The following is a 23,269-nucleotide window of genomic DNA, read 5'->3' on the forward strand; positions in this document are numbered from 1 at the left end:
TCGGCGGGTTTGGCGCGGGCGCCGTGCTCGGTGCCTTTGCCTCGCGGCGACTCCGCCAGATGCTGCCCACCGAGTTCCTGATCCGGCTCGCCGCGCTCGCTTTGGCGGCAGGTGCGGCACTCGTCGCATTGAAACTTGGCCTGGCTGCCACCCTTGCCGCGCTGATACTGGCCGGCGCAGGCTGGGTGAGTGCGCTTTCCACCTTCAATGTGAGCGTCCAGATGGCCTCCCCGCGCTGGGTCGTCGCCCGCGCGCTCGCCATTTATCAGATGGCAGCGTTTGGCGGCATGGCTGCAGGAAGCTGGGTTTTCGGCGCAATTGCCGGCGACCATGGCCTTGCCACCGCACTCCTCATTGCAGCTGGCGTGCAGTTGCTGAGCCTTGTTGCAGGTCTTCGATTCGCGGTACCAACCATCGAACAGCTCGACCTCGATCCGCGCGACAGCTGGCGTGAGCCACAGACAAGTATCCCGGTCGAACCGCGCAGCGGGCCAATCGTGATCACGATCGAGCATCGGATCGCAGAGCACGACATCGCCCGCTTTCTCACGGTAATGAGCGAACGCCGACGGATCCGGCGACGCGACGGCGCACACCACTGGACCTTGCTGCGTGATCTCGAAGAGCCCGAGCTGTGGATCGAGCGCTATCACGTCGCGACTTGGGTCGATTATGTTCGGCACAATCAGCGGCGCACCCGCGCCGACGACCTCAACAGCAACGCGTTGCGCGCACTCCAGATCGACGGTGCGGCACCGGTGGTGCATCGCCGGATCGAACGCCAGACCGGATCGCTCCCCGCAACGCGCACGCCCGACGCGCGCGAACTCGATCCGGTTACCGACGCGACGCGGTCGAGCTAGGCGAGACCTGACTGAGCCCCCAACCGACCCCTGCCCGTCCGTTAGCGAGGAATGGGGGGATGCCGCGTTCCAGCCATCGTTCGCCGATCAGCCCGTCAGCGCGGCAAGCAGGGCGTGCGCGGCGCCCTCACTCGATGCCGGGTTCTGACCGGTAATCAGCAACCCATCGGACACGATATGGGGTTGAAACGGACTGCCGCTGGAGAACTCGGCGCCCTGTGCGCGCAACTTGTCCTCGAGGAGGAAGGGCACGATGTCGGTCAGGCCGACCGCTTCTTCTTCCGCGTTGGTAAAGCCGGTAACCTTGCGCCCCTTCACGATCGGCGCTCCATCTGGCGCGGTGACCGGCTTGAGGACGGCGGGCGCATGGCAAACGAGCGCGACCGGCTTGCCTGATGCAAGTGCGGTTTCGATCAGCGACTTGGATGTCGCGCTTTCCGCGAGATCCCAGAGCGGTCCGTGGCCGCCAGGATAGAAGACGCCGTCGAAGCTGGCGACGTCCATGTCGGCGAGCTTCAGGGTTGAGGCCAGCTGTGCCTGAGCCTCGGCATCCTGCTTGAACCGTTCCGTCGCCGCGGTCTGTGCATCCGGTTCGTTGGATTTTGGATCGAGCGGCGGCTGGCCGCCGGCAGGGCTGGCGAGCGTGATGTCGTGTCCCGCGTCCTTGAGCACATAATAGGGGGCGGCGAATTCCTCGAGCCAGAAACCGGTTTTCTCGCCGGTGTCGCCGAGCTGATCATGGCTGGTCAGGATCATCAGGATCTTCATGAGTGGGGTCCTTTACAGGTTGGGGCCGGGCACGAGTGCGCGAGCGTGTCAGGGCGTGGGAACCCGTCAGCGCGAAATGAGTTTCGCGTCCGGAACGTTTTTTCTGGATGGTTCGGGAGCGTGCGCGAACAGCGCGCGTGCAAGGCGCGCTTGCGCCTTGCCGCCGCCTTGGGCGCGCGCTAGCGAATTTATTCAACAGGTATTGAATTAAGGTCGCAGGACACCGATCTGGTCGCGCAAGGAGCAGTGCATGAGCGAGCGACGCGGCCGCGGACGGCCAAAGGAGACCGAGACGGATACCAGCGCGCTGATCGCGCGGTCGGCGCTGCTGCACTTTGCCGCGCAGGGTTATGATGCGACGAGCCTGCGCGAGATTGCGGGCGCTGCGGGGGTCGATGTCGCGCTGGTCGCCTATCGCTTTGGCGGCAAGGAGGGACTGTGGAAGGCGATCGTGTCGCAGGCGGCGCGCGATCTGCATACGGCGCTGCAGGCTGCCGAGGCGGACCGTGCTCCGGTCGAACGGTTGCGGCACGCCATGCGGAGCTTCATCGCCTATCTGCTTGATCGGCCCGAAGTGCCGCGCCTGTTGCTGCGCGACATCACGATCGACAGCGAGCGGTCCCAGTGGCTGCTGGATGAGCTGTCCTCGCCGCTGCATTCCCATTTCTACGATCTCGCCGTTGCAGCAGCGGGCAATTGCGTCGGCAAAGCGCCGGATCATCTGCAGTTTCGGGTCGCCAACTTCATCTATGGCGCAGCGAGCGCGGTGGCGCGGCGCGAGCGGCTGACGCGGCTGGTTGACGGGATCGGCGACGATGCGACGTTCGCGGCGGCGTTGGAGGCGACCTTGGTCGAGGGAGCACTGCGTTGTGAGTGAGCGGCCCGTCCTGATCGACGATGCAGCCGGTTACCGGTTCAAGCCGCACGAGCTGCCGATCCTGCCCGGATCGCCCGCCAACCCGGACCACCCGCGCCGGCGGCGTATCGCCTATCTGGGCATCGGCATATTCATGGGCTTGCTTGGCGGCGCGCAGAACGGGTTTCTGCTGGCCAATGCGGGTGCGCTGCAGGCGCAGCTTGCGCTGACTCCCGTCGGGGCCGGATGGCTGACGGTCGCCTTCTACTCGACCTATGCGACCATGAGCATGATGCTGTTCCGCATCCGGCAGGAATTCGGCATTCAGATGTTCGTGCGCTGGGCGATGGTAGGGCTGGTTGCCGCCAATTTCGTGCAGATGATCCAGCCGGGCTATTATCCCGAGCTTGCCGCGCGGGCGGTTGCCGGGATCACGGCAAGCGGCCTGTCGGCGCTCGCGATCTATTATCTGATGCAGGGGCTGCCCGCCGCGGTGCGGGTCGGCGGACTGGTCATCTCGCTGGGACTGACGCAGGTCGCGTTCCCGCTGACCCGTGCGCTGTCTCCCGCCTTGCTGGTCGATGGCGATATGAGCCGGGTATTCCAGTTCCAGTTCGCACTGTCGCTGCTCGGGCTGGGACTAGTTACACTGCTGCGGCTGCCGCCAGGCATCCGCAAGAAGACGTTCGAGCCGCTCGACATCCCCAGCATCGCGCTTTTCGTGATCGGGGTTTCGGCGCTGTGCGCGTTCCTGATCCAGGGGCGGATCGAGTGGTGGGATACGCCGTGGCTTGGCTATGCCCTCGCGCTCGCGATCCTGGGCATTGGCGGCTGCCTGTTGATCGAAGCCAATCGCAAGAGCCCGATGCTGGACCTCAGCTGGTTGTCGAGCCGGGCGATCCTGGGGCTGGCGCTGATCGGCGCGACAGTGCGCATTCTGGTGGCCGAGCAGGGCTTTGGCGCGAGCGGCATGTTCGCCGCGCTGGGGTTCGGCAATGACCAGCTGGTCGGCTATTTCTGGGTGCTTACCGGTGCGACCTTTGGTGGGATGATGGTTTCGGTCGCGCGGCTCGATCCGCGCGATCTGACCCGGCCGGTGCTGGTGGCGGTGGCGCTGATCTGCATCGCGGCATTCGCCGATACCCGCACCGGCGTGATGAGCCGCCCGCAGGACCTGTATCTGACCCAGGCCGCCATCGCCTTCGCCGCCGTGTTCGCGATGGGACCGCTTCTGATGGAAGGCATGCTGCGTGCGCTGGCGGCGGGACAGAATTATGTGGTCAGCTTCATCGCGATTTTTTCGCTGTCGCAGTCGCTGGGCGGGCTGGCAGGGATTTCGGTGCTGTCCGCCTATCATACGATCCGGCTCAAGACGCATCTGATCGATGCCGGCAACACGCTGACGTTGGGCAACGCGCCCTTGGCACAGGCGCTGAGCAACGCAGCGCAGCGGGTGGCACCCGTGCAGCTCGACCCCGCACTGCGCCAGCAGGCGGCATCGGCAAGCATTTCCGCCGAGGTCGGTCGCGAGGCCGCCGTGCTCGCATTCAACGACGTGTTCTTCGTGATCGGTACGCTGTCCGCGCTGACCTTCGTCGCGCTGTTCGTGCCGTGGCTCATCAACAAGATTCGCGGGCGCAATCCGCTCGCCAAGGAACTGGCCTTCATGGAGGCCATGCGCACAGGAACGACGCAATGACCAAAAAAGCTGAACCCGGACCCGAAGCCGTGGCCCGCGAAGACGAAGCGCCGGCAGTGGAGCAACCGACCGGCTGGGCGCCGGCACGGTCGCGCCGCAACATCGTAATAGCGGTCGTCGCGATCGTGATCGGGGCGCTGGTGGCGCTCTATGCCTGGGGTCTGCCGCCGTTCGACGGCGCGACCCAGACGACGAACAACGCCTACGTCCGGGGGCGCACGACGATCGTCAGCCCGCAGGTCGGCGGCTATCTGGTCGACGTGCCGGTGGCGGATTTTCAGCGCGTGGAGAAGGGCGATCTGCTCGCCCGGATCGACGACAAGCCGTTCCGCGAAAAGGTGCAGCAGGGCGAGGCCAATACCGCCGCGCAGCGCGCGACACTCGCCAACAGCGCGCAGAGCCTGCGTTCGGCTCAGGCTCAGCTCGACCTGCAGGATGCCGCGGTCGCAGCAGCGCGTGCGGGACTGCAAAAGGCGCAGGCGGACATGAACCGGATCGCCGAGCTGGTGGATGAGGGATCGGTTTCGCTGCGCGAGCGCGATCAAGCGCGCGCGGCGCTGCAACAGGCTCAGGCCGGGGTGCGGCAGGCGCAGGCACAGCGCGCGATCGCGGCGCAGAATGTGCGATCGGTCACGGTCGGCCGCGGCGCGCTCGAAGCGCAGGTCGCCGGGGCGGAAGCCACCAAAGGCCTCGCCGATTTCGAGCTGTCGCGCACCGAGATCCGCGCCGCGCGTTCGGGTCGGCTGAGCGAAGTCACGGCGCGCGTCGGCCAGTTGGTCACGCCTGGAACGCAGCTGATGTACATCGTCCCCGACGATTTGTGGGTGGTTGCCAATTTCAAGGAGACGCAGACCGCGAAGATGGCTGTCGGGCAGCGCGCGACGCTAAAGATCGACGCGCTGGGCGGCATCCGCCTCACCGGACGCGTCCAGAGCATTGCGCCGGCCGCGAGCAGCGAGTTCAGCCTGGTCAAGCCCGACACCGGCGCGGGCAATTTCGTGAAAGTGCCGCAGCGGATCGCAGTGCGCATCGTCCTCGACAAGGGGCAGGCGGCGGCGCGCCGACTTGGTCCGGGCATGTCGGTGGTGGCCACCGTTCACACCAAGGGATGAGGATGATGCGCAAGTCTCTGATCTTGGCGGCAGTGTCCGCCCTCACCCTGTCCGCCTGCGCCCCGGCCTTGCAACAGGTGCCGCCAGGTAGCGCCGTCGCCCCGCCAACCGAATGGCGCACTCCGCTGGGGGTGACCGCGCCGATCGAGGCGGACTGGTGGAACGGCTTTGGCGATCCCCAGCTCACCCGGCTGGTCGAGCAGGCGCGGCAAAACAACGCCGATGTGCAGGTCGCCGCCGCGCGGGTCGAGGAAGCGCGCGCGACCGAGCTGGGATCGCGCGGCTATCTGCTCCCGTCGGTCGGCGCGGGTGTCGAAGGCGGGGTGCGGCGGGAGGTTTCGCCGTTCGGCCGGGCGCAGGAATCGATCGCGGCGCAGCCGACGTTCCGCGCGTCGTACGAGCTTGACCTGTTCGGCAAGAATGCTGCGCGTGTCGACGCCGCGAAGGCCGGGGTCGCGGCGAGCGCGGCGAGTGCGGAAGCCGCCCGGCTTTCGGTGAGCGCGGCGACCGCGACGGGCTACATCACGCTGCTCGCGCTCGACAAGCGGCTCGAGGTGCTGGAGGCGACGCGTGACGCGCGGGCGCGGGCGCTCAAGTTCGCGCGGGACCGGGCGGAGGTCGGCTACACCTCGCAGCTCGAACTGCGCCAGGCGGAAGCGGAGTATCAGGCGACGGTGCAACTGCTCCCGCAGCTCAAGGCACAGATTGCGCGACAGGAAAATGCGCTGTCCGTGCTGACGGGCGTGGTGCCGGGGGCGATCACGCGCGGCGGAGCGCTGGAACAGCTGCGCCAGCCCGCGCCGCCGGCGACGCTGCCGTCGCAGCTCTTGCGGCGTCGCCCGGACATCGCCGCTGCGGAATATACGATCGCGGCTGCCGATGCCCGGATGCGCGTGGCGCGCGCCGAGTTCATGCCGTCGATCAACCTTGGGGCGAGCGCGGGCGTGGTGCTGTCCGACCTGCTCGCCAATCCGATCGGTGTCTGGTCGCTCGGCGGCAGCGTGCTTGCGCCGATCTTTCAGGGCGGCAGGCTGCAGGCGCAACTCGACGGGGTGACCGCGCAGCGCGATCAGGCTGCGTGGAATTATCGTTCAGTCGTGCTCAATGCGTTTCGCGAGGTTGAGGATCGGATGGCGGTGCTGACAAATCTGCGCGATCAGGAGGTCGCGCTCATGGCGCAGCAAAGGGCTGTCGCGGATGCATTGCGCCATGCGCAGAATCGGTACCGCGCCGGCTACACGCCATACCTCGAGCAGATCGATGCACAACGCGCACTACTCGGGGTCGAACTGTCTCTCGTCCAGACGCGTGCGGACAAGCTGACGGCCATGGTTGGATTGTTTCAGGCGGTGGGCGGAGCTCCGGAATAAGCTCCGGCGCACACGTCCTTCATTGTCTTGGTCGGCGCGCGCCTGCGCGCACTACACGCTGCCGTAACTGTTTCAGTCCTGAACCAGACCGCTGTTCCTCAGATGGGACTTTCACAGGTAAGCAGGTCGTTCGCGGCGGATGCGATCGCCGGTTTCATGGCTCATACTGATCGAGAAAGTCTGCTGTGCCCAACGCCACCACTACGGCGACCACGGCGGACATGGCGACCGGATCCGGCTCCGTACCCTGCGCGATGGCGGCTCGAACCTCGCCGGGGTCCGGAAAGGCCGCGAGCAACGTCCGCATCCGTTCGAAGTCCAGATAGGGCACATCGTTTCCGCTCCGCGCCTCAATCGCTTCAAGCCGCTGCTGGAGGATCTCGCGATTGTCGACCATGTCCAGTGTGATGCCGGGAAAGGCGGATAACTTGTGATGGCGCTCGCAAACCGATTGCGGAAGCACGCCATGCATCGCCTGGCGAAAAACCTGGCGACGACGTCCCGCCTGCAGAAACATTGCGCTTGGCAGCGACAGGGCAAACTCGACGACGCGACGATCCAGCAATGGAAACGCAAAGGCCACCCCATATCGGGCGCCGGTCGCGGCCCAGCTTTCGGCGCGATCGGCGATGTGCGTTCCGGTGATCAGGCTGGCGCGGCTCTCACGGGCGTCGGCGGACATGGTCAGCGGCTGCGCTGCACCCTCCAGCGCCGCGAGCGCGGCATCGCTCAGCCCGGCCAGTGCGGACCAGCGCCGGGTGTGCCGCCCGGTCAGCGATCGCGCGAAGTTTCGCAGCCGCTCAGGAATGAGATAGGCAGTCACCTCATTGCGGATCGCGCGCGATAACGGCAGGCCGCGTTCGCGCGCAAATGCCCGCAATTCTCGCAACGCGGCGCCAAATTGTCCTCCGGTCAATTGCTCGGCTATCGCAGCTCTGCCGTTAAAGCTTGCGGCTTCATCACCGCCCCAGCCCGACAATATCAGTGAAACACCTTTCGCCGCCGCATCCGCGCACACCCGGTGCTCGGGATCATCTTCGCCCGCAAGCGCGGCATAATCGTCATAGTCGCGCCCACCGGCGAGCCAATCGGTTGCACCTCCAACAGGGCTCCAGTCGATGCCGGGTTCCTGCTCCAGCACCGCTTCGACGAATGGCCGCTCGTCCTCCAGAGCGATATCGTTGCGAGGACGATCGAGAAAGCTCCAGGCCCTGAGCGTACGGCCCTCGTCGCGCAGCCCGCGGGCGGCAAGCACGGCCACTGCCGACGAGTCGAGTCCGCCGCTCAGATGGGCACCGACCTGCCCGCCAGCTGGCAGTCGGCAGCGCACGGCCTGATCCATCAGTCGCCGCATTTCGGCCGCGGCAGCGGCACTTTCGATCGGATTGGTGCCAATCGCCGCCCGATCGATCCGCCAATAGCGCTGAACCGTCAACGTGCCGCCCTCGAGCACCAGGAAATGCGCGGGCGGCAATCGCAATATGCCCTGGATCAGCGTCTCATGGGCAGCGCCCGAGGTCGCCAGCCATCGAACGATCGCGCCGCGATCGGCACGGCGTGGCACGATTCCGGCGCCATGGATTGCGCAGGGAAGCGAGGCGAACGCAAAGAAACGGCCCGGCTCGTACGCATAATATAGCGGCCGGATGCCAAAAACGTCGCGCCCGCAGGTCAGGCGCCGCCCGCCATCATCCCAGTGCGCAAAGGCGAAATCGCCCAACACCTCGGCAAGGCTGGCCGGATCGCGCGCTGCCAGCTGGGCAAGATGCCAATTCCATTGGGCGGGATCTTCGCCAAACGGCTCATCCAGTCTGGCGTCACTGGCGATTACCGACCCGTCACGCTGTACCAATGGTGAGAGTTCTGCATCAAAGCCAAAGAGCAGGCCGATAGAGATACCATTGCCGTCCCATACCCGCTCGCGCCAGCCCGGCACGGCCGGCACCATTGGCTTCAGCATCGCGCGCGCATGCACGGAGGCGTCCTGGTCTCCCGACAGATCGACAAAACCGGCGATCAGTTGCATTGCGGCTCAAACATGCGCGTCAACCAACTGCGCGAAGCGGGTCATCGGCCCGTCCAGCAATTGATGATACATGGCCCCCCACCCTACATTGGTTTCCACCAGTACCGGTCCTTCCGCCGTGAGTGCGACGTCCCAACCGAGAAAGAGGAAGCGCGGCCAGCCGGATTGATGCGCGCGCAGCACCAGCGCAACGCTGTCGTGAAAGAACGGAATTTCCGCACCTGCCAGCCGCATGCCGCTGTCTGGATGGGTTTGCATCGGCGTGCCATCCGCCGCGATCGCGCGCGTAATGCGTCCAGCAACCTCGTCTAGCCCGCAGATAATGCCATTCACGGTGGTCGGATGATCGGAACGCGCCAGCACCAGGAATCCGGCAACGACGACGGCATCGCCGGCGGCAGTCATGCCGGTAACGAGGCGCAACGTTGCCAACGCCTCCGTGCCCAGCGCCGTGATCGCCGGATGGTTTTGCATCAGCGGCTGAACGATGCACTCGGCCTTGAGCGACTCTTCGGCCAACGCGCTTGGCGTCAAGCGTCTGCCGCGGGCATCGCTATACATGCCATCGCAAAGGACCCACCGCGCGCCGCCGCCGCGTCCGAGGTTCGGCTTGATCCACAAGCCCGGTTGATCCGGCACGAATGGCTGTTCCGGGAACAGCTGGGCTTTGCCGTCAAACTGCGCAAGCGTTGCAATGTGCGGCAGTCCCTGATCGCGCGCGATCTGCGCGAAGCGGGCCTTGTCCTGCACGTCCGCCATATCCGCTCCACGCGCGCGGCTTAGCGCAGCCAGGCCGGGGCCGTCGTTCCAAAAGACAAGATCGGCGTCACGCCCGTCGCCCGGGCACAACCGATATAGCCGGTATTCGAGCGGGGGAACTCCATGTCGCAGCGCGCGCCATAGCATGTCCTTCAGCGTACCCCGCGGCAGTGGCGCTCCGACATTCTGGCGCATCGCATGACATTCCGCAATTGAACGCCATAGCGCACCGATCGGCCAACCGAGCGTAACTGCAGTCCGTGCCGCAAAATGTTTGGCTGAACGCTTGGGAAAACGAGTGCGACGGGCGAGCGCGCGAAAGCGGCCAACAGGTCCGGAAGGCGTCCCGATCGTGAAGGGAAAACCGAACTCGATCAGTCCGCGGATCTTTGCAAAATCGCTCCAAACATGCCGGATCACATTCTTGGTGTCCAGATTTTGGACGAAAAATGCCTATTCCGTTCAGATTTTGTAGCTTTGACACCTCTCATACTTGACCGAATTTATGTGTTGCGTCATTCCGGGTCAACACGGGAAGCCGGGAGGAGAAGCACTGTGAATCTGGATTCCAATCAAGGCTCGGGGCGCCGCCCCTGGGCAACTCCCGAACTGGTAGTCGAAACCATCGAAAACACCCGGCAGCCAAAGGCACCGTCGGCGCCCGAGCGCGTCGTGTCCGGCGTTCCGGCCGGTCCGCCCTCCTGATATAGCCGGCGGCATGCAGGTTACTCTCGAAACCCGCCTCGTGAGAAGTGAAGATGTGATGCACGTGTCCGTCGGCGACGACGAGACAGTGATGATGAGCATCGCGGGTGGATATTATTACGGGCTCAATCCCGTTGCCACGTGGATTTGGCGCTTGCTCGAGAAGCCGCAGGCGCTTTCGGACGTCTGCAACAGCCTGATTGAAGAGTTCGAAGTCGACCGCCCGGCTTGCGAAAAAGAAGTCCTGCAATTCGCCCAACAACTGGTTGACCACCAAATTGTCGGACCGGCGGACTGAACTGGCGTCGCGTGCATGGATGCTAGTCTTTCGCAGGCGTCTCCTGCATTGCGCTGGTACCGGATTTGCGGGCTGACGGTCGCCTCCGAAATCGAGTTGTCCGGGGCACTGCCGGTGCCTGCGGCGATCGATGTCGACGTCTCCGTCCGACGCGGTGTTGCAGGGATGGAAGGGTTGCGGCTCAACCTGCCTGAGGGCGGGGCGATATCCGTTTCAGAGGGTCGACTGATCATCATCGATGTCGCGGACGATGGGCTGGAAAAGGCCGCGATATTCGTGCTCGGCTCGGCCATGGGTACCCTGTTGCACCAGCGCGGCACCACGGTCCTGCATGGCTCTGCCGTGGCTCGGGACGGTCAGGCCCTGCTATTCACTGGTGCCTCAGGGGCTGGAAAATCGACGCTGGCAGCGGCGCTCTGCACGCGCGGTCATCGCTTCGTCGCCGATGATGTCTGTGCGATCAGCAGCGACAGGCAAGAGCCAGCGATCCATCCCGATGGGCGGCGCCTGAAGCTGTGGGAGCCCTCCATAGCGCGGCTGGACCTCGCGGACCGACGGAGGGCCCGCATTGCGGCTTTCGGCGAAAAGTTCTTCATGGCCCCACCCGAAAGCATGGCCGTCTCGTGCCCGATCCTCGCGATATACGCCTTATGCGACGCGCCAGAAGGCACTGCGGTGGCATTTGAGCGATTGGGGTCTGTGGACGCGATGCGGGTGCTCGATGCAGACAGTTACCGCCCCGACCTGCGTGACCTGGTCCGTTCCCACGCAGAACGGATTGCGGCTGCAGCGGCACTGACGCGGCGGATCGCCATATATCGGCTCGTCCGACCGCGCGATTTGGCCGGCATCGATCGATTGGTCGATGCCGTCGAGATGCACTCCACCGCCCTGGCGCTAGCCGCCTAGCGCAGCTTCCTGGTCCCGGACCGGCCTGAGATCGGCGACAATGGAGATCCGCCGCTCGGTCAGCCCGGTCGGGACGACATCGTGGAAGATGTGCGACGGAAAAATGGTCAATACCCCTGCCTCGGGCTTGATCAGCCTCCGCCCCCAACTGGGCTTCAATCCCGGCGCGTAGTCATTGCAGCCGCCGAGTGTCAGCATGCCACGGTCATCACTGGAGTCTGCAATCTCTGGCGGAACTACAGCGTGGTAGACGGCGGAAATGTATCCGCGATTATGGATATGCTGGCCATTATGCCCGTCACCCCAGAGCACGGTGTTGGCGGTGTAGAAGATCCCTTTGGCGGGCGCAGGGCCAAGAATTTCCGCCATCCGATAGGCGTCGAGATCGTCGATATACGCCACCATCTCCTGACGCATGAACGCATAAAGCGCCGCGAAGGCTGGACCCTCGCCGCGCGGCGCAAGATTGATCTCGCTATCGGTCAGGGCAACTGTGACCGTTGCCGGATCGGCCGCCACCGCCTCTGCCAGCGCCACATTGAACGCCTTGATCGAGCCAAACGAAGCCGGGGGAACGAAGGCGACGCGTTTGACGCATGCCTCGAGGTTCATGATGGCACACGCTTCGTCATGCCGGCCCAGCCGTTCCAGCGCGATACCCTTGAACGCCCGCACCAGCGCGGTTGCCGCACGATGCGACGGCTGTGCATTGATGGCATCGAGCAACGCGGTGCCGTCGGCCGATCGGGCAAGCAGGATCAGCAACTCGTCCAGCGCCGGAAAGAAATCGAAATCGGGATCCTCCAGGCTGCGCAGCAGCGCGTCTCGCGCCTCCTCGCCCCGGCCCAGTCGGTTCAGCGCCCGACCGCGAACGAGCAACGCCGCTGCGGTTTCACCCATCTTTTCGCAGGCCGCCATGGCATCGGTGGGCCGGTCCAGCGCAAGCAACGCCGACGCCAGCGCTTCCCATGCGGCGGGATCATCCCACTCCGCAAGCGCCGCGCGATGGGACTGCTCGGCGCCGGCAAAGTCCGCTGCCGCAAACTGCAAATTGCCTAGTTCGAAATATTGCTGCGGGGTCGCATGTCCTCGCTCGGCCAATTTCGTGAGCAACGCGATCTTGCCATCGCGGCGCACGGACATCGAGTGCGGTTCTACCCAGAGCATTCTCGACGCTAGCGCAGCCAAGGCGCGGCGGACAATGTCAAAACGGAATGATCCGGCACTTGCCGCATGCGCGGCTATTCGTCACACTTCATCCATGGCCAATCAAACCCAGAATTCCGGCGCCGGGCAGCAGCGTTATATCGTGTTCGACAACGCGTTCGGCTCACAGCACGCGGCTGATCTGATGGCCTATGCCACACAGCGTCAGGACGATTTCAGCTCTGCCGAAGTGCAGTTGCCAACGGGCGGAAAACCCTATTTCAACCCGAATGAACGCGACTGTCTTAAGCTTCGGGATCTCGGCCCGCTTGAGAGCAGGTTTCAAACTGCCATCAACGCGTTTTTGCCGCAGGTAAGCCACGCTTTGGGTATTTCCTCCGAACGGCTCCAGCCTGGTGAGATCGAGCTTTGCGCCTATGGACCGGGCGGACATTTTCACCGCCATCACGACGTGCTCCGTCGCAGCCGGGGCACGCGCGAACTGACTTCCGTTTATTATTTCGGCGCTGAGCCTCGGCTCTTTTCAGGCGGTGAGCTGCGCATCCATGCTCTTAACCTGCCGATCGGGGCATATGGCGACGCGCCGATCGATATCGAACCGGTTGCCGATCGGCTGATCTTTTTTCCCAGCCTGTTGCCGCACGAGGTTCTGGAGGTTCGCAGTCCCTCGCCCGCCTGGGAAGCGCGCCGCTTCAGCCTGACCTGCTGGATTTGGCGGATGCGGGACGAGGATACGGCAGAAGCTGAGCGATCCTCCCCCAGTCCTTGAATGGCGTTGGAGGTAAAAGGGCCGTAACTTGCAGCCAGTCCCCCGGGGCAGATCGCAAGACGCTGTAACTGCTCGTGCAATGCTGGATGGACGACCTGACCGCGCGCGTGGTCGCGATGAGCTGCGTTCGTTCGAGACACGGTCACCCTTTCGAGTCGTTACTTTCGAACAGAGGCATGTGCGAGGTGCCCGGCTCGAAATTGGACACCGTAACGCCAACCAGGCGCACCCCTTGCTCAAGCGGATACAAGGTGCGGATCAAGTCGACAGACGTCGCTCGCAACGTCTCGACGCAGCGCACCGATTGCGGCTGCGTCCGACTGCGTGTCACTTGTTTGAAGTCCGCAAACTTGGCCTTCACGGTAACGGTCCGCCCAAACTGCTGACGCGCAGCGCACCAGGCACCGACATCGTCAGCCATTCTGAGCACGCCCGCCTCGATCTCGGCAGGGTCGCTGAGGTCGCGATCGAACGTCGTCTCAGACCCTGACGATTTGCGCTCTCGGCTCGGGTTTACCGGACGCTCGTCGATGCCGCGCGCGACGGCATGATACCAGTCGGCAGAACTGCCGAAATGTCGCACCAGGAATTCGATCGACCGCGCTTTCAGATCCGCGCCCGTCTCGATCCCCAGCCGCCGCATCTTTGCCGCCGTTACGGGCCCGACGCCGTGAAACTTCGCAACGGGCAGTTGCTCAACCCAAGCAGCCCCCATGTCAGGCGTGACGGCAAACTGCCCGTTGGGCTTGCGGTGGTCGGATGCGAGCTTCGCAAGAAACTTGTTATAAGAAATGCCCGCTGATGCGGTGAGACCCGTCTCAGCGAAAATGCGCGCGCGGATTTCCTTGGCCGTTGCCCATGCGGTTCCAAGACCTCTGCGATCCTCGGTTACGTCAAGATAAGCCTCGTCGAGCGACAGCGGCTGGATCAGCTCTGTGTATTCCGCAAAGATGCCGTGGATCCTGGAAGAGACGGCGCGATAGACCTCGAAGCGGGGCGACACGAACACGAGATCAGGGCAGCGCCGCAATGCGGTTACCGATGGCAACGCCGAGCGTACCCCAAAGGCGCGCGCTTCATAGCTCGCAGCGGCAACGACCCCGCGGGCTCCCGCAGATCCCACGGCGACAGGCTTTCCTCTCAGGTCCGGGTTATCGCGCTGCTCGACCGACGCGAAGAATGCATCCATATCGATATGAATGACTTTTCGAACTTGCGGACCACACACCCCTTCCACCTAGCACATGCCGAACAAAGATGGAACAGCCGCAACCGCACGGTCAGCGCAGTCCTCGGTCGATCCGTTTTCGAGCGTGAGCAGGCGGGACGATCCGAGCAGGTCGGCCCCGAAATAAAATCGTCGCGGGGGAAACCAACGAGCGCTTCGGCAATTTGGATGCTCGGAAGGAGCCTTCATGGCCATCACCATCAACGGTACCTGCTACGATCCACCGGTAGACCCGCGGGTATCGCTGCTCGATTTCATCCGGGATCACGCAGCGCTGCCAGGCTCGAAGAAAGGCTGCGATCATGGCCAATGCGGGGCCTGCACGGTTCTGCTCAACGGCCGTCGCATCAACAGCTGTCTGGCGCTGGCCGTGATGCACGATGGCGATACCGTCACCACGATCGAAGGCATCGGGACGACGGCCGAACCATCGCCACTGCAGCGCGCATTCGTCGCGCATGACGGCTTTCAATGCGGATATTGCACGCCGGGTCAGATTTGCTCGGCCACCGCGATGCTGCAGGAGATTGCCGATGGCTGGCCCAGCGACGCGACCGATGACCTGGCGAGCCCCCCTTCCCTGTCGGAGGACGAACTGCGTGAGCGGATGAGCGGCAATCTGTGTCGATGTGGCGCCTATCCCAATATCATCGACGCCATTCGCACCGTCGCGGACACACCGGCATGAAGCCGTTCGAATATCGTCGCGCCGCCACTGCGGTCGAAGCTGCGTCCGCAATGGCAGAGGCAGGCACGCTGGCCATCGCCGGCGGCACGAACCTGATCGACCTGATGAAGTTGCAGGTCGAACCCCCTGACCGACTGGTCGATGTCACGAAACTGGACCTAGCACAGATCGCCGACACCGATGGCGGACTGCGCATCGGCGCGATGGTGTCCAACACCGATCTCGCGGTGCATCCGCGCATCCGCCGCGACTATCCGGTTCTTGCCCGCGCAATCCTTGCAGGCGCGACCCAGCAGTTGCGCAACAAAGCCAGCGTCGGTGGCAATCTCTGCCAGCGCACCCGCTGCCCCTATTTCACCAATATCGATCAACCCTGCAACAAGCGTGCGCCCGGATCCGGTTGCGGCGCGATCGCCGGCGTTTCGCGCATCCACGCGATCCTTGGCGCGAGCAAGCATTGCATCGCGACCTACCCCGGTGACATGGCCGTGGCGCTGGCGGTACTGGATGCGAAAATCGACATCCTCCGCGCAGACGGTACCGCCCATTCCGTTGCTGCGCGCGCATTTCACCGCCTTCCGGGGGACCAACCCGAACTGGACAACGTGCTCGAGGCCGGCGACCTCATCACCGGCGTGCGCCTGCTCCGGCCCGTCGGCGGCAAGCAACTCTACCGCAAGGTGCGCGAGCGCGCGTCCTACGCGTTCGCGCTGTGCTCGGTTGCGGCGATCGTGGCGATGGAAGGCGGGCGGATCACCCGCGCGGACCTCGCTTTTGGCAGCATTGCGCACAAGCCGTGGACCGACGATCGCCTGAGCGACCTGCTGGTCGGTGAACAGCCGAGCCTCGCCGTGTTCGATCGTGCTGCCGACATCCTGCTGGATGACGCACAAGGCTATGGCGAGAATGACTTCAAGATTTCGCTGGTTCGGCGGTCACTGATCGCAACGCTATGCGACGCGACGGGGATCAGCGCATGACCATTCACCGCAGGCAGGACGAGCCCGACGCGCGCAACCTGCTCGATACGATGGCGCAGGGTACCATCGGCCAAGCGCTCGACCGACCCGAGGGGCCTCTCAAGGTCAGCGGTACGGCAACCTATGCTGCGGAATACCGGCTCGACGACATGCTTGAAGGCGTGCTGGTCGGAGCGACCATCGTCAAGGGCAAGGTGGAGGCCATCGACGATGCAGCGGTCCTCAAGATGCCGGGTATCGCAGCCGTCATCAGCGACAGGCGGATGATTGCCCGCGCCGCGCAAGGCACAGCGGGCGAGGCACCGACCCACACGATCGATACCGTCGAATATTGGGGACAGCCGGTCGCGCTAGTGGTGGCCGACACCCTCGAGAATGCGCGCGACGCGGCCAAAGCGCTCGTGGTCCGCTACCGTAGCGAAGCGGCCGCAGTCGATCCCGCGACCGTCGTTCCCGAGGGCGATGCAGACGCGACGCAGCAAGGCGATCTGGCAAAGGCAATGGATGAAGCCGACGCGGCAGTGGACGTCACCTACTCGACAAAGGGCCACGCCAGCGCCGCGATGGAGCCGCACGCCGCCATCGCCGATTGGGACGGAACGCTCCTGACCGTTCGCGCCAGCCTTCAAATGCTCAACTACAATATCAGCGAGCTCGCCGACGCGCTCAGCCTGCGCGAATCTCAGGTGCGGTTGCTGTCGCCTTATGTCGGCGGCGGGTTCGGCTCCAAGCTTGGCATCAGCCAGGATGTGGTCGCGGCGTCGCTTGCCGCGATGCAGCTGGGGAGGCCGGTCCGCGTGGTGATGAGCCGACAGCAGGTGTTCCAGACGATCATGCGGCGTTCGGAAACCCGGCAGCGCCTGCGTCTGGCAGCGACGGCCGATGGCACCATCAGCGGGATCGGCCATGAGGCGATCGTGTCCAACCTGCCCGGCGAAACATTCGCCGAGCCGGTGACCCAGTCCACCGCTTTCCTCTATGCGGGGAAGCACCGCACGATGGCCGTCAATCTCGCTCGGGTCCATCGCATGACTGCGGGATCGGCTCGGGCGCCAGGGGAAGCCGTCGGCATGCCGACGCTCGAAGCTGCGCTCGACGAACTGGCGGACAAGCTGGCGATGGATCCGGTCGAACTGCGCCTGCGCAACCTCCCCCGGACTCATCCGGTGTCCGGGCTGCCCTTCGGCTCGCGCAAGCTTGCCGAATGTCTCGAACAGGGGGCAGAGGCGTTCGGCTGGGAGAAAGGGCCGCGCAAACCGCGGTCGCGGCGCGAGGGTGAATGGTGGATCGGGTCAGGGGTCGCCAGCGCGGCGCGGGTCCACAATGTCGGCGAGGCAAAGGCGCGTGTGACGCTGCGTAGCGACGCCACGGCTGTCGTGGAATCCGACATGACCGATATCGGCACCGGTACCTATGCGATCCTGCGCCAGATCGCTTCCGAAATGCTCGGGATCGATCCTGCCAGCGTCGACGTCCGGCTGGGCGACACGCGATTTCCGCGCGGTCCCGGATCGGGCGGCAGCTGGGGCGCCGCATCGATCGGTTCGGCCGTATCGCTCGCCTGTGAAGGCATCCGGGAGGCGCTCGCCAAACGCCTCGGCACCCGCGCGGAGAAGCTCGTGCTGAAGGACGGGTACGCGACGCTGTCCGGAAAAGAGCAAGCTCTGGCGGAGGTGATAGACGGCAACGCGATCTCGGTACTTGGCCATTTCGAGCCGGGGGACGTCGAGGGAGCGTTCGTATCCTCTGGCTATGGTGCCTTTTTCGCCGAAGTTGCGGTGAACCACTGGACCGGCGAAACGCGCGTACGGCGCATGACCGGAGCATTCGGGTTCGGCCGCGTCCTGAACGCCAAGACCGCGCGCTCGCAATGTATCGGCGGGATGGTGTGGTGCATCGGCACCGCGCTGACCGAAGCGCTCGAGTTCGACCCGGTCGACGGCCATGTCGTCAACTGCGACCTTGCCGAATATCATGTGCCGGTCCATCGCGACGTGCCGCACATGGACGTGATCCTGGTCGAGGAGCGCGATCCGGCGGCGAGCCTGATCCAGGCAAAGGGGATCGGCGAACTTGGAATGTGCGGAGGTGCCGGCGCGATCGCCAACGCGATCTACAATGCGTGCGGCGCGCGGATCCGCGACTTTCCGATGACGCCGGACCGCGTTCTGGCGGCAATACCACCGGGCTGAAACCGGCCCCCGAGTCCTGGATCCGGGAGCCGGATCGCAGCTTGAGCCTGTGCATCGGCGCGAGGCCGCTCACCCCCAGCCGCGGTTGCGTTGGCTGCAAGCGGCAGAGACGACCAGGATAGAGCGCCGCCGTCCTCAGGCCTTATGCAATTGCGCCCGATCGGGTGTGACCGCAAATGTGGCGATGGTCGAAAGCGCGCCGCCGCGCCGGCTGACCGTGTCCACGCCCTTGACTTGCGTGAGCCAGCGCTCCTTCGTGATATCGAAGACCTGATATCCGCGCTGATCCTCGAACAGCGCGACGTGCGGATTGTTGCGCATCAGCGTATCGTGGCCCGGTATCGGCTTGCCGTCGCCGTTCGTGGAGATGGACGTCGCGAGGAACTCGGTCGCCACCATCTCGCCGTCGAGCGCGTCCTCGCGCAGCGGGACTGTGCCGGCAAAGTGCTTGTGATAGTCGCCGGACGCGATCACGACGTTCGACAGCCGCTGCCGACGAATGCTGTCGACCAGCCGTGCCCGTGCTGGACGATAGCCGTCCCACGTATCAGTTGCGAGGTTCGGGTCATTCTCGTCGGCCTTGCGTCGGTCGAACGGCATGACCAGAATCTGTTGCGCCAGCAGATTCCAGTGCGCATTGCCGCCGAGCCCCTGATCCAACCATTTTTCCTGGTCTTCGCCAAGCACCGTGGCGCCGTTGTGCGCGGCCGGCGGGCACGGCTTGCGCTTGCCGTCTTCGCAGACCTGGTCGCTGCGATTGCTGCGGGTGTCGAGTACGTGGATCCGAAGCAGGTTGCCGTAATCCAGTCGCCGATAGGCAAGCATGTCCCGCGCGCGCGGGAATTGCGATCGGCGCACCGGCATATGCTCGTACCATGCCTGCATCGCGGCGAAGCGGCGCAGCAGGAACACGGTGCGCGGCGTGCCGGTCTCGTCGAAGAAGCCGACCCAGTTATTGTCGACCTCATGGTCGTCGAACGTGGGCAGGAACGCGACCGAGCGATGCGCGGCCTGCAAATCCGGGTCGGACTTGTACTGGGCGTACCGGCGGCGATAATCGTCGATCGAATAGGTTTCATCGCCGACATGCTCGCGCACGCACACCGGCTTGCCGTCAGTCTTCGGACAGACGCGCTGCGCCCAATGTTCGTAGATATAGTCCCCATAATGAAACACCGCGTCGAGCTCGGGTTCCTGTGCCAGATGCTGGAGGGCGGTATAATAGCCGCCCTCCCAATGCTGGCAGCCGGCAACCGCGATCCGCACACGGTCGACCGACGCCCCGGCCGCGGGTGCGGTCCGTACGGTGCCGATCTGGCTCGTCGCGGTCCCGACGCGAAAGCGATACCAATAGCGCCGGCCCGGTTTCAGCCCAGCCACCTCGACATGAACGCTATGGGCGAGTTCCGGCCGCGCATGGGCTTCACCCGATTGCGCGATCCTGGCGAAGCGCTCGTCTTCGGCGACCTCCCAGCTGACCGCCACGGCCTTCATCGGCATGCCGCCGCCGGGATCCATCGGCTTTGGCGCCAGGCGTGTCCACAGCACGAACCCGTCGGGCCAGGGGTCACCCGATGCCACGCCCAGCGTGAACGGATCGCCTTCGAGCGGCGCAGCCAGCAGGCCTTGCGGCGCAAAGCCGGCCAGCAGAACCAACCCGCTGGCGGTCTGAATCAGGGAGCGACGGTCGAAATGCATGGTTACATATCCTTGGCGCAGGCGGGGCGTTGCCCCGGGGCAGCTGGGTCGATGGTCGTCACGGTTGCGGCGCGTCAGAAGCGCGCGCGCACGCCGAATGTCCCGCTGCGACCATTGTGGATGTAGATCGCACTATGGTTGCCCACCGTGCCGGTCGTGGCGAGGCTGCCCGGCACGATCACGTTGATCGGCTCGTTGAGCAGGTTGCGCAGCGAGAAGAATGCTTCCCAGCGCTTCGCGAAGGCATAGCTGCCCGACAGGTTCATATCGATCCGCTCCTCGAACCAGGTCGGCGTGGTGCTGCGGTATTTGTCCCCCGTCCAGACACTGTTGAGGAACAGTTTCACCGGCCCCTTGCTGTACGTGATCGAGAAGGACGCGACCTGATCCGCGACGCGCACGATCGGCACCTCCGGGTGGTTGTACATGTACGATCCGCGAACCGACAGCCCGTCGAGCGGTGCGGGCAGGTAGGTGAGCGCGTGGTTGAACTCGACCTCAATGCCGCGAATGTTCACCGCATCGCCGCTCACCGTCGTCGTGGTAACGAAGGTGTAGTTCGCATATTCAGTGCCGGTATAGCCGAACTCTTCCGCCGTCAGTTCCTGCTCCTGGAACAGACCCTTCACCTTGTTCTGGTAGAAGTTGATCGCCACGATCCCGACTGGCTCGAAATAGCGCGCCAGACGTACCGAGAGATTGTCGGAAATCGCCGGTTCGAGGCTGGGATTGGGTGCGCGGACGATGTTGTCGACTGCGTCGATCGTCCATGCACCGGCCAGGACGCTGACCGGCGGCCGCAAAATCGTACGGCTATAGCCAAGCTGCAGTTCCGTGCTGCGACCGAACAGATATTTGGCCGACGCGCTCGGGAAGAAGAAGTCGTAACGCCCCTTCCGATCGACCCTCGGGTTGGTCAGATACTGATATTCCAGTCCTTCGATCGTGGTCGCGCGACCCGTGCTGGCTGAGACCGCATAGCCCGCGGCCTGAACCTCAGCGGCCGACAACGGATCAAATGCACGCGATCGGGTCCGGGTCTGCTCCCACCGCAAGCCTGCACGCAACCGAAGCTGCTCAAACGGCGTCGCGGTCGCCATGCCGAAGAGCGCGGCGGTCGTCTCGCGATACCGGGCATTGTTTTCGACATTCGCGCTGTACCAGTTCGCGGCGGTAAAGCTGCGCTGCCAGTCCTGGGGATTCTGCGAGAACAGGTCATACACCCGGCCCATGCTGGGCAGATAGATATCCGAATTGCCGGACAGCGACCGGATGCTGGCGCCTGCGTCAGAATAGGAGAGCTGGTTGTTGCTGCGGATCGCGGTCAGAAACTCGGCGTTCGTCAGTGCGCCGACATAGGTGTACTGGTTCGCAGCCGAGCGGTTGTCGAACGCATATTCGGCATCCTGCACCTTGAACCCGGTCTTGAAGACCACCGGCACCCCGGCAACTTCGGTATCGTAGGTCGCGTTCATCGCGCCGGATCTGAGCGAAACTTCGGATGTTGCACCGTTGGTCGTCCGCAACGTCGGTCGACCGGTCAGGGTAAAGGACGCAGCATCGCCCCAATCGGGACCGCTGGTCTGGGACACCGTCCAGTCCGCATCGAGGATGTCGCCACGGCTGGCCGAGAAATTGCCGGTCGACCCGATCGCGCTGGTCAGCGACGTGACCTGCCCCTTGGCCGGGCTGTCATAGCGGCTCGTCGCCCGGGAATAGGACGCAAAGCCATCGATGCGCAGTCCATCGTGCTCCCACTCGAAGCCCGGCGTGATCGCGAAGGTCTTGTTGATCTTGTATTGCACCGTACCGGCCACTGCGAGCGTGCGCGTGTTCGCCGACTGGTTGGTGGTGAAGTCGAGCGCCGCGTCGCCTGTCACACCCGCGGTACGCGCGCCGGTGGTCAGCGTGGGGGTGAGCTCCTGCTGGTACACCGTGCCCCGATTGAAGTTCGTCGCAAGCGACAGGATCAACCGGTCGGTCGCGCGAAAATCGAGGTTCAGCGTCGCGGCCATGCGAGACGTTTCGCGCGCCTGCGTCTGCAGGGCGAGCGACGTGATCGCCAGCGGGTCGGCGCTGCGCGCGGTCGGCACATAATTGCGGCTCGCCGTGATTTCCTCGCGCTCGATATAGGTGTCGGTGTAGCCGAAGCTGGCGAGCACGCCGAGACGCCGGCCGAACAGGCTTTCCGAATACAGAATGTCGGCATTCGGCAGGAAGCGGGCACCGCCGAAACCGCCCTCGTCCGGACCGGTCCGCGTGCGGCTGTCGAACAGGTCGGCATGCGTCGCGCCGCTGACCCGCACCTGAAGCAAGCGCTTGCGCCGATCAAAGGCGCGCTTGGTGCGGATGTTGATCGTCCCCGCCGGCGCATTCGCGTCGACATCCGCGCTGGTCGTCTTCGAAATTTCGATCGAGTCGATCCCGGCCAGCGACATCGACTCAAAGCTGAAGACGCGCGCCGAACCCGCCCCGGTGTTGGCGTCAGCGGTGGCAAGCCCAGCACCGTTGAGCGTCACCTGCGTATAATCCGCGGGCATGCCGCGCAGGAACGCGTTGACCGCCGTGCCATTCGACCCATCGGTGTCCACGCCCGGCATGAACTTGAGGAACTCGGCAGGGTTGCCGTCGTCGATATCGCCATAGCTTTCCGCTGAGAGGACATTCTTGATGTCCATCGACTGGCGCTGGTTCATGATCGCGCGGGCATCGCCTTCGCGCACGCTCCCGACAATGACGACTTCCTCACCGGCCGAGCTCTGCGGACCGGTCGGCTGCATGTCGAGGCTGAGCTCGGTGGCGCTAGCGGCGGCGATCTGAACCGTCTGCTCCAGCGTCGTGTAGCCGGTGAAAATGATCCGGACGGTTGCTGGACCCACAGAAAGGCCACGGACGTCGAAGGTCCCGCCTTCGCCCGAGGTCGCCGTGCGCCGCTTGCCGCCAGCGTCGGTCACCTCGATGATCGCGTTGCGCAGAAATTCGCCGGTGTTCGCGTTCTGGATCTGGCCCGACAGACTCCCCTCATCGGCGTCGGGCTGCGACGCCGCAGCAGGCGTTTGGGCACCGCCCACCGTGGTGGACGACTGAGACTGCGCCACTGCCGCAGGCGCGAGCAAGACGGCGACGGCAGCAGCAGCGCTGCCGCTCAAATATCGAAACTTCATGCTTACCCCCTCAAAAAG

18 protein-coding genes (1 of these 18 cut by a window edge) are annotated in these 23,269 nt (G+C 64.5%); 11 read left to right on the forward strand and 7 right to left on the reverse strand.

What is annotated here, in order from left to right; all coding sequences use genetic code 11:
- A protein-coding gene (locus ACO05N_RS15965) for an MFS transporter (protein ID WP_422057980.1) crosses the window boundary here: on the forward strand, positions 1 to 863 show its 3' portion. 784 nt of this gene lie to the left of the window's left edge; 863 of the gene's 1,647 nt are visible here — the last part of the coding sequence; the start codon falls outside the window, past its left edge; it ends in the stop codon at positions 861 to 863.
- Positions 864 to 950: 87 nt separating this feature from the next.
- On the opposite strand, the gene ACO05N_RS15970 is transcribed toward ACO05N_RS15965, so the two are convergent.
- Positions 951 to 1,631: a type 1 glutamine amidotransferase domain-containing protein gene (locus ACO05N_RS15970; RefSeq protein WP_422057981.1), complete on the reverse strand. Its 681-nt coding sequence runs from the start codon at positions 1,629 to 1,631 to the stop codon at positions 951 to 953.
- 250 nt (positions 1,632 to 1,881) lie between these two features.
- Here ACO05N_RS15970 and ACO05N_RS15975 point away from each other — a divergent pair, with 250 nt between their 5' ends.
- From ACO05N_RS15975 to ACO05N_RS15990, 4 genes are read left to right on the forward strand one after another with little or no spacing between them, the layout of a single operon-like run.
- Positions 1,882 to 2,508: a TetR/AcrR family transcriptional regulator gene (locus tag ACO05N_RS15975; protein WP_422057982.1), complete on the forward strand. Its 627-nt coding sequence runs from the start codon at positions 1,882 to 1,884 to the stop codon at positions 2,506 to 2,508.
- Positions 2,501 to 4,186, forward strand: coding sequence for an MFS transporter (locus ACO05N_RS15980; protein ID WP_422057983.1), 1,686 nt, complete (start codon positions 2,501 to 2,503; stop codon positions 4,184 to 4,186). Before ACO05N_RS15975 ends, ACO05N_RS15980 begins: the two co-directional genes overlap by 8 nt.
- Positions 4,183 to 5,298 (forward strand): HlyD family secretion protein, encoded by a 1,116-nt coding sequence (locus ACO05N_RS15985; RefSeq protein ID WP_422057984.1) that lies wholly within the window; start codon positions 4,183 to 4,185, stop codon positions 5,296 to 5,298. Before ACO05N_RS15980 ends, ACO05N_RS15985 begins: the two co-directional genes overlap by 4 nt.
- Positions 5,299 to 5,303: 5 nt before the next feature.
- The gene (locus ACO05N_RS15990) at positions 5,304 to 6,668 is read left to right on the forward strand and encodes an efflux transporter outer membrane subunit (RefSeq protein WP_422057985.1); all 1,365 of its coding nucleotides are present in this window, start codon (positions 5,304 to 5,306) and stop codon (positions 6,666 to 6,668) included.
- 154 nt (positions 6,669 to 6,822) lie between these two features.
- Here ACO05N_RS15990 and ACO05N_RS15995 read toward each other — a convergent pair whose 3' ends face one another.
- Together ACO05N_RS15995 and ACO05N_RS16000 are read right to left on the reverse strand one after the other, a co-directional pair.
- Entirely contained in the window at positions 6,823 to 8,694 is a 1,872-nt protein-coding gene (locus ACO05N_RS15995) for an asparagine synthase-related protein (RefSeq protein ID WP_422057986.1), read from the reverse strand.
- Positions 8,695 to 8,700: 6 nt separating this feature from the next.
- Entirely contained in the window at positions 8,701 to 9,873 is a 1,173-nt protein-coding gene (locus ACO05N_RS16000) for a sugar-transfer associated ATP-grasp domain-containing protein (protein WP_422057988.1), read from the reverse strand.
- Between the two features lie 298 nt (positions 9,874 to 10,171).
- On the opposite strand from ACO05N_RS16000, the gene ACO05N_RS16005 reads away from it, so the two are divergent.
- Both ACO05N_RS16005 and ACO05N_RS16010 read left to right on the forward strand, forming a co-directional pair.
- Positions 10,172 to 10,456 (forward strand): PqqD family protein, encoded by a 285-nt coding sequence (locus ACO05N_RS16005; RefSeq protein WP_422057989.1) that lies wholly within the window; start codon positions 10,172 to 10,174, stop codon positions 10,454 to 10,456.
- Between the two features lie 15 nt (positions 10,457 to 10,471).
- Complete coding sequence (locus tag ACO05N_RS16010; RefSeq protein ID WP_422057990.1) at positions 10,472 to 11,365, forward strand: HPr kinase/phosphorylase; 894 nt, start codon at positions 10,472 to 10,474, stop codon at positions 11,363 to 11,365.
- On the opposite strand, the gene ACO05N_RS16015 is transcribed toward ACO05N_RS16010, so the two are convergent.
- Positions 11,354 to 12,313 carry a putative 2OG-Fe(II) oxygenase gene (locus tag ACO05N_RS16015; protein WP_422057991.1) on the reverse strand — a complete coding sequence of 320 codons (960 nt, stop codon included), beginning with the start codon at positions 12,311 to 12,313 and terminating at the stop codon, positions 11,354 to 11,356. The genes ACO05N_RS16010 and ACO05N_RS16015 overlap by 12 nt on opposite strands.
- A 157-nt stretch (positions 12,314 to 12,470) precedes the next feature.
- Between ACO05N_RS16015 and ACO05N_RS16020 the strand changes: the two genes are divergently transcribed.
- Complete coding sequence (locus ACO05N_RS16020; protein ID WP_422057992.1) at positions 12,471 to 13,301, forward strand: 2OG-Fe(II) oxygenase; 831 nt, start codon at positions 12,471 to 12,473, stop codon at positions 13,299 to 13,301.
- Positions 13,302 to 13,443: 142 nt separating this feature from the next.
- On the opposite strand, the gene dinB is transcribed toward ACO05N_RS16020, so the two are convergent.
- Positions 13,444 to 14,529: a DNA polymerase IV gene (dinB, locus tag ACO05N_RS16025; protein WP_422058768.1), complete on the reverse strand. Its 1,086-nt coding sequence runs from the start codon at positions 14,527 to 14,529 to the stop codon at positions 13,444 to 13,446.
- Between the two features lie 187 nt (positions 14,530 to 14,716).
- Here dinB and ACO05N_RS16030 point away from each other — a divergent pair, with 187 nt between their 5' ends.
- Genes ACO05N_RS16030 through ACO05N_RS16040 form a run of 3 tightly spaced genes read left to right on the forward strand, consistent with a single transcriptional unit; the run spans position 14,717 to position 18,389 of the window.
- Positions 14,717 to 15,217: a 2Fe-2S iron-sulfur cluster-binding protein gene (locus ACO05N_RS16030; protein ID WP_422057993.1), complete on the forward strand. Its 501-nt coding sequence runs from the start codon at positions 14,717 to 14,719 to the stop codon at positions 15,215 to 15,217.
- On the forward strand, positions 15,214 to 16,197 hold the full coding sequence (locus tag ACO05N_RS16035; protein ID WP_422057994.1) for an FAD binding domain-containing protein: 984 nt from the start codon (positions 15,214 to 15,216) through the stop codon (positions 16,195 to 16,197). The genes ACO05N_RS16030 and ACO05N_RS16035 overlap by 4 nt, the downstream gene beginning before the upstream one ends.
- On the forward strand, positions 16,194 to 18,389 hold the full coding sequence (locus ACO05N_RS16040; protein ID WP_422057995.1) for a xanthine dehydrogenase family protein molybdopterin-binding subunit: 2,196 nt from the start codon (positions 16,194 to 16,196) through the stop codon (positions 18,387 to 18,389). Before ACO05N_RS16035 ends, ACO05N_RS16040 begins: the two co-directional genes overlap by 4 nt.
- A 135-nt stretch (positions 18,390 to 18,524) precedes the next feature.
- Here the strand turns inward: ACO05N_RS16040 and ACO05N_RS16045 are convergent, their stop codons facing one another.
- Positions 18,525 to 20,087 (reverse strand): alkaline phosphatase D family protein, encoded by a 1,563-nt coding sequence (locus tag ACO05N_RS16045; protein WP_422057996.1) that lies wholly within the window; start codon positions 20,085 to 20,087, stop codon positions 18,525 to 18,527.
- A gap of 74 nt (positions 20,088 to 20,161) precedes the next feature.
- Positions 20,162 to 23,251: a TonB-dependent receptor domain-containing protein gene (locus tag ACO05N_RS16050; protein ID WP_422057997.1), complete on the reverse strand. Its 3,090-nt coding sequence runs from the start codon at positions 23,249 to 23,251 to the stop codon at positions 20,162 to 20,164.
- Positions 23,252 to 23,269: the final 18 nt, after the last annotated feature.

Origin of the sequence: Sphingomonas sp., assembly GCF_965227385.1 — a bacterium.
GTDB lineage: Bacteria > Pseudomonadota > Alphaproteobacteria > Sphingomonadales > Sphingomonadaceae > Sphingomonas.

What these genes read in the sequence shown, in the direction of transcription:
- ACO05N_RS15970 (WP_422057981.1), bottom strand. Translation starts at nt 1,631, where the DNA reads ATGAAGATCCTGATGATCCTGACCAGCCATGATCAGCTCGGCGACACC.
- ACO05N_RS15975 (WP_422057982.1), top strand. Translation starts at nt 1,882, where the DNA reads ATGAGCGAGCGACGCGGCCGCGGACGGCCAAAGGAGACCGAGACGGAT.
- ACO05N_RS15985 (WP_422057984.1), top strand. Translation starts at nt 4,183, where the DNA reads ATGACCAAAAAAGCTGAACCCGGACCCGAAGCCGTGGCCCGCGAAGAC.
- ACO05N_RS15990 (WP_422057985.1), top strand. Translation starts at nt 5,304, where the DNA reads ATGCGCAAGTCTCTGATCTTGGCGGCAGTGTCCGCCCTCACCCTGTCC.
- ACO05N_RS15995 (WP_422057986.1), bottom strand. Translation starts at nt 8,694, where the DNA reads ATGCAACTGATCGCCGGTTTTGTCGATCTGTCGGGAGACCAGGACGCC.
- ACO05N_RS16005 (WP_422057989.1), top strand. Translation starts at nt 10,172, where the DNA reads ATGCAGGTTACTCTCGAAACCCGCCTCGTGAGAAGTGAAGATGTGATG.
- ACO05N_RS16010 (WP_422057990.1), top strand. Translation starts at nt 10,472, where the DNA reads ATGGATGCTAGTCTTTCGCAGGCGTCTCCTGCATTGCGCTGGTACCGG.
- ACO05N_RS16030 (WP_422057993.1), top strand. Translation starts at nt 14,717, where the DNA reads ATGGCCATCACCATCAACGGTACCTGCTACGATCCACCGGTAGACCCG.
- ACO05N_RS16035 (WP_422057994.1), top strand. Translation starts at nt 15,214, where the DNA reads ATGAAGCCGTTCGAATATCGTCGCGCCGCCACTGCGGTCGAAGCTGCG.
- ACO05N_RS16040 (WP_422057995.1), top strand. Translation starts at nt 16,194, where the DNA reads ATGACCATTCACCGCAGGCAGGACGAGCCCGACGCGCGCAACCTGCTC.
- ACO05N_RS16045 (WP_422057996.1), bottom strand. Translation starts at nt 20,087, where the DNA reads ATGCATTTCGACCGTCGCTCCCTGATTCAGACCGCCAGCGGGTTGGTT.
- ACO05N_RS16050 (WP_422057997.1), bottom strand. Translation starts at nt 23,251, where the DNA reads ATGAAGTTTCGATATTTGAGCGGCAGCGCTGCTGCTGCCGTCGCCGTC.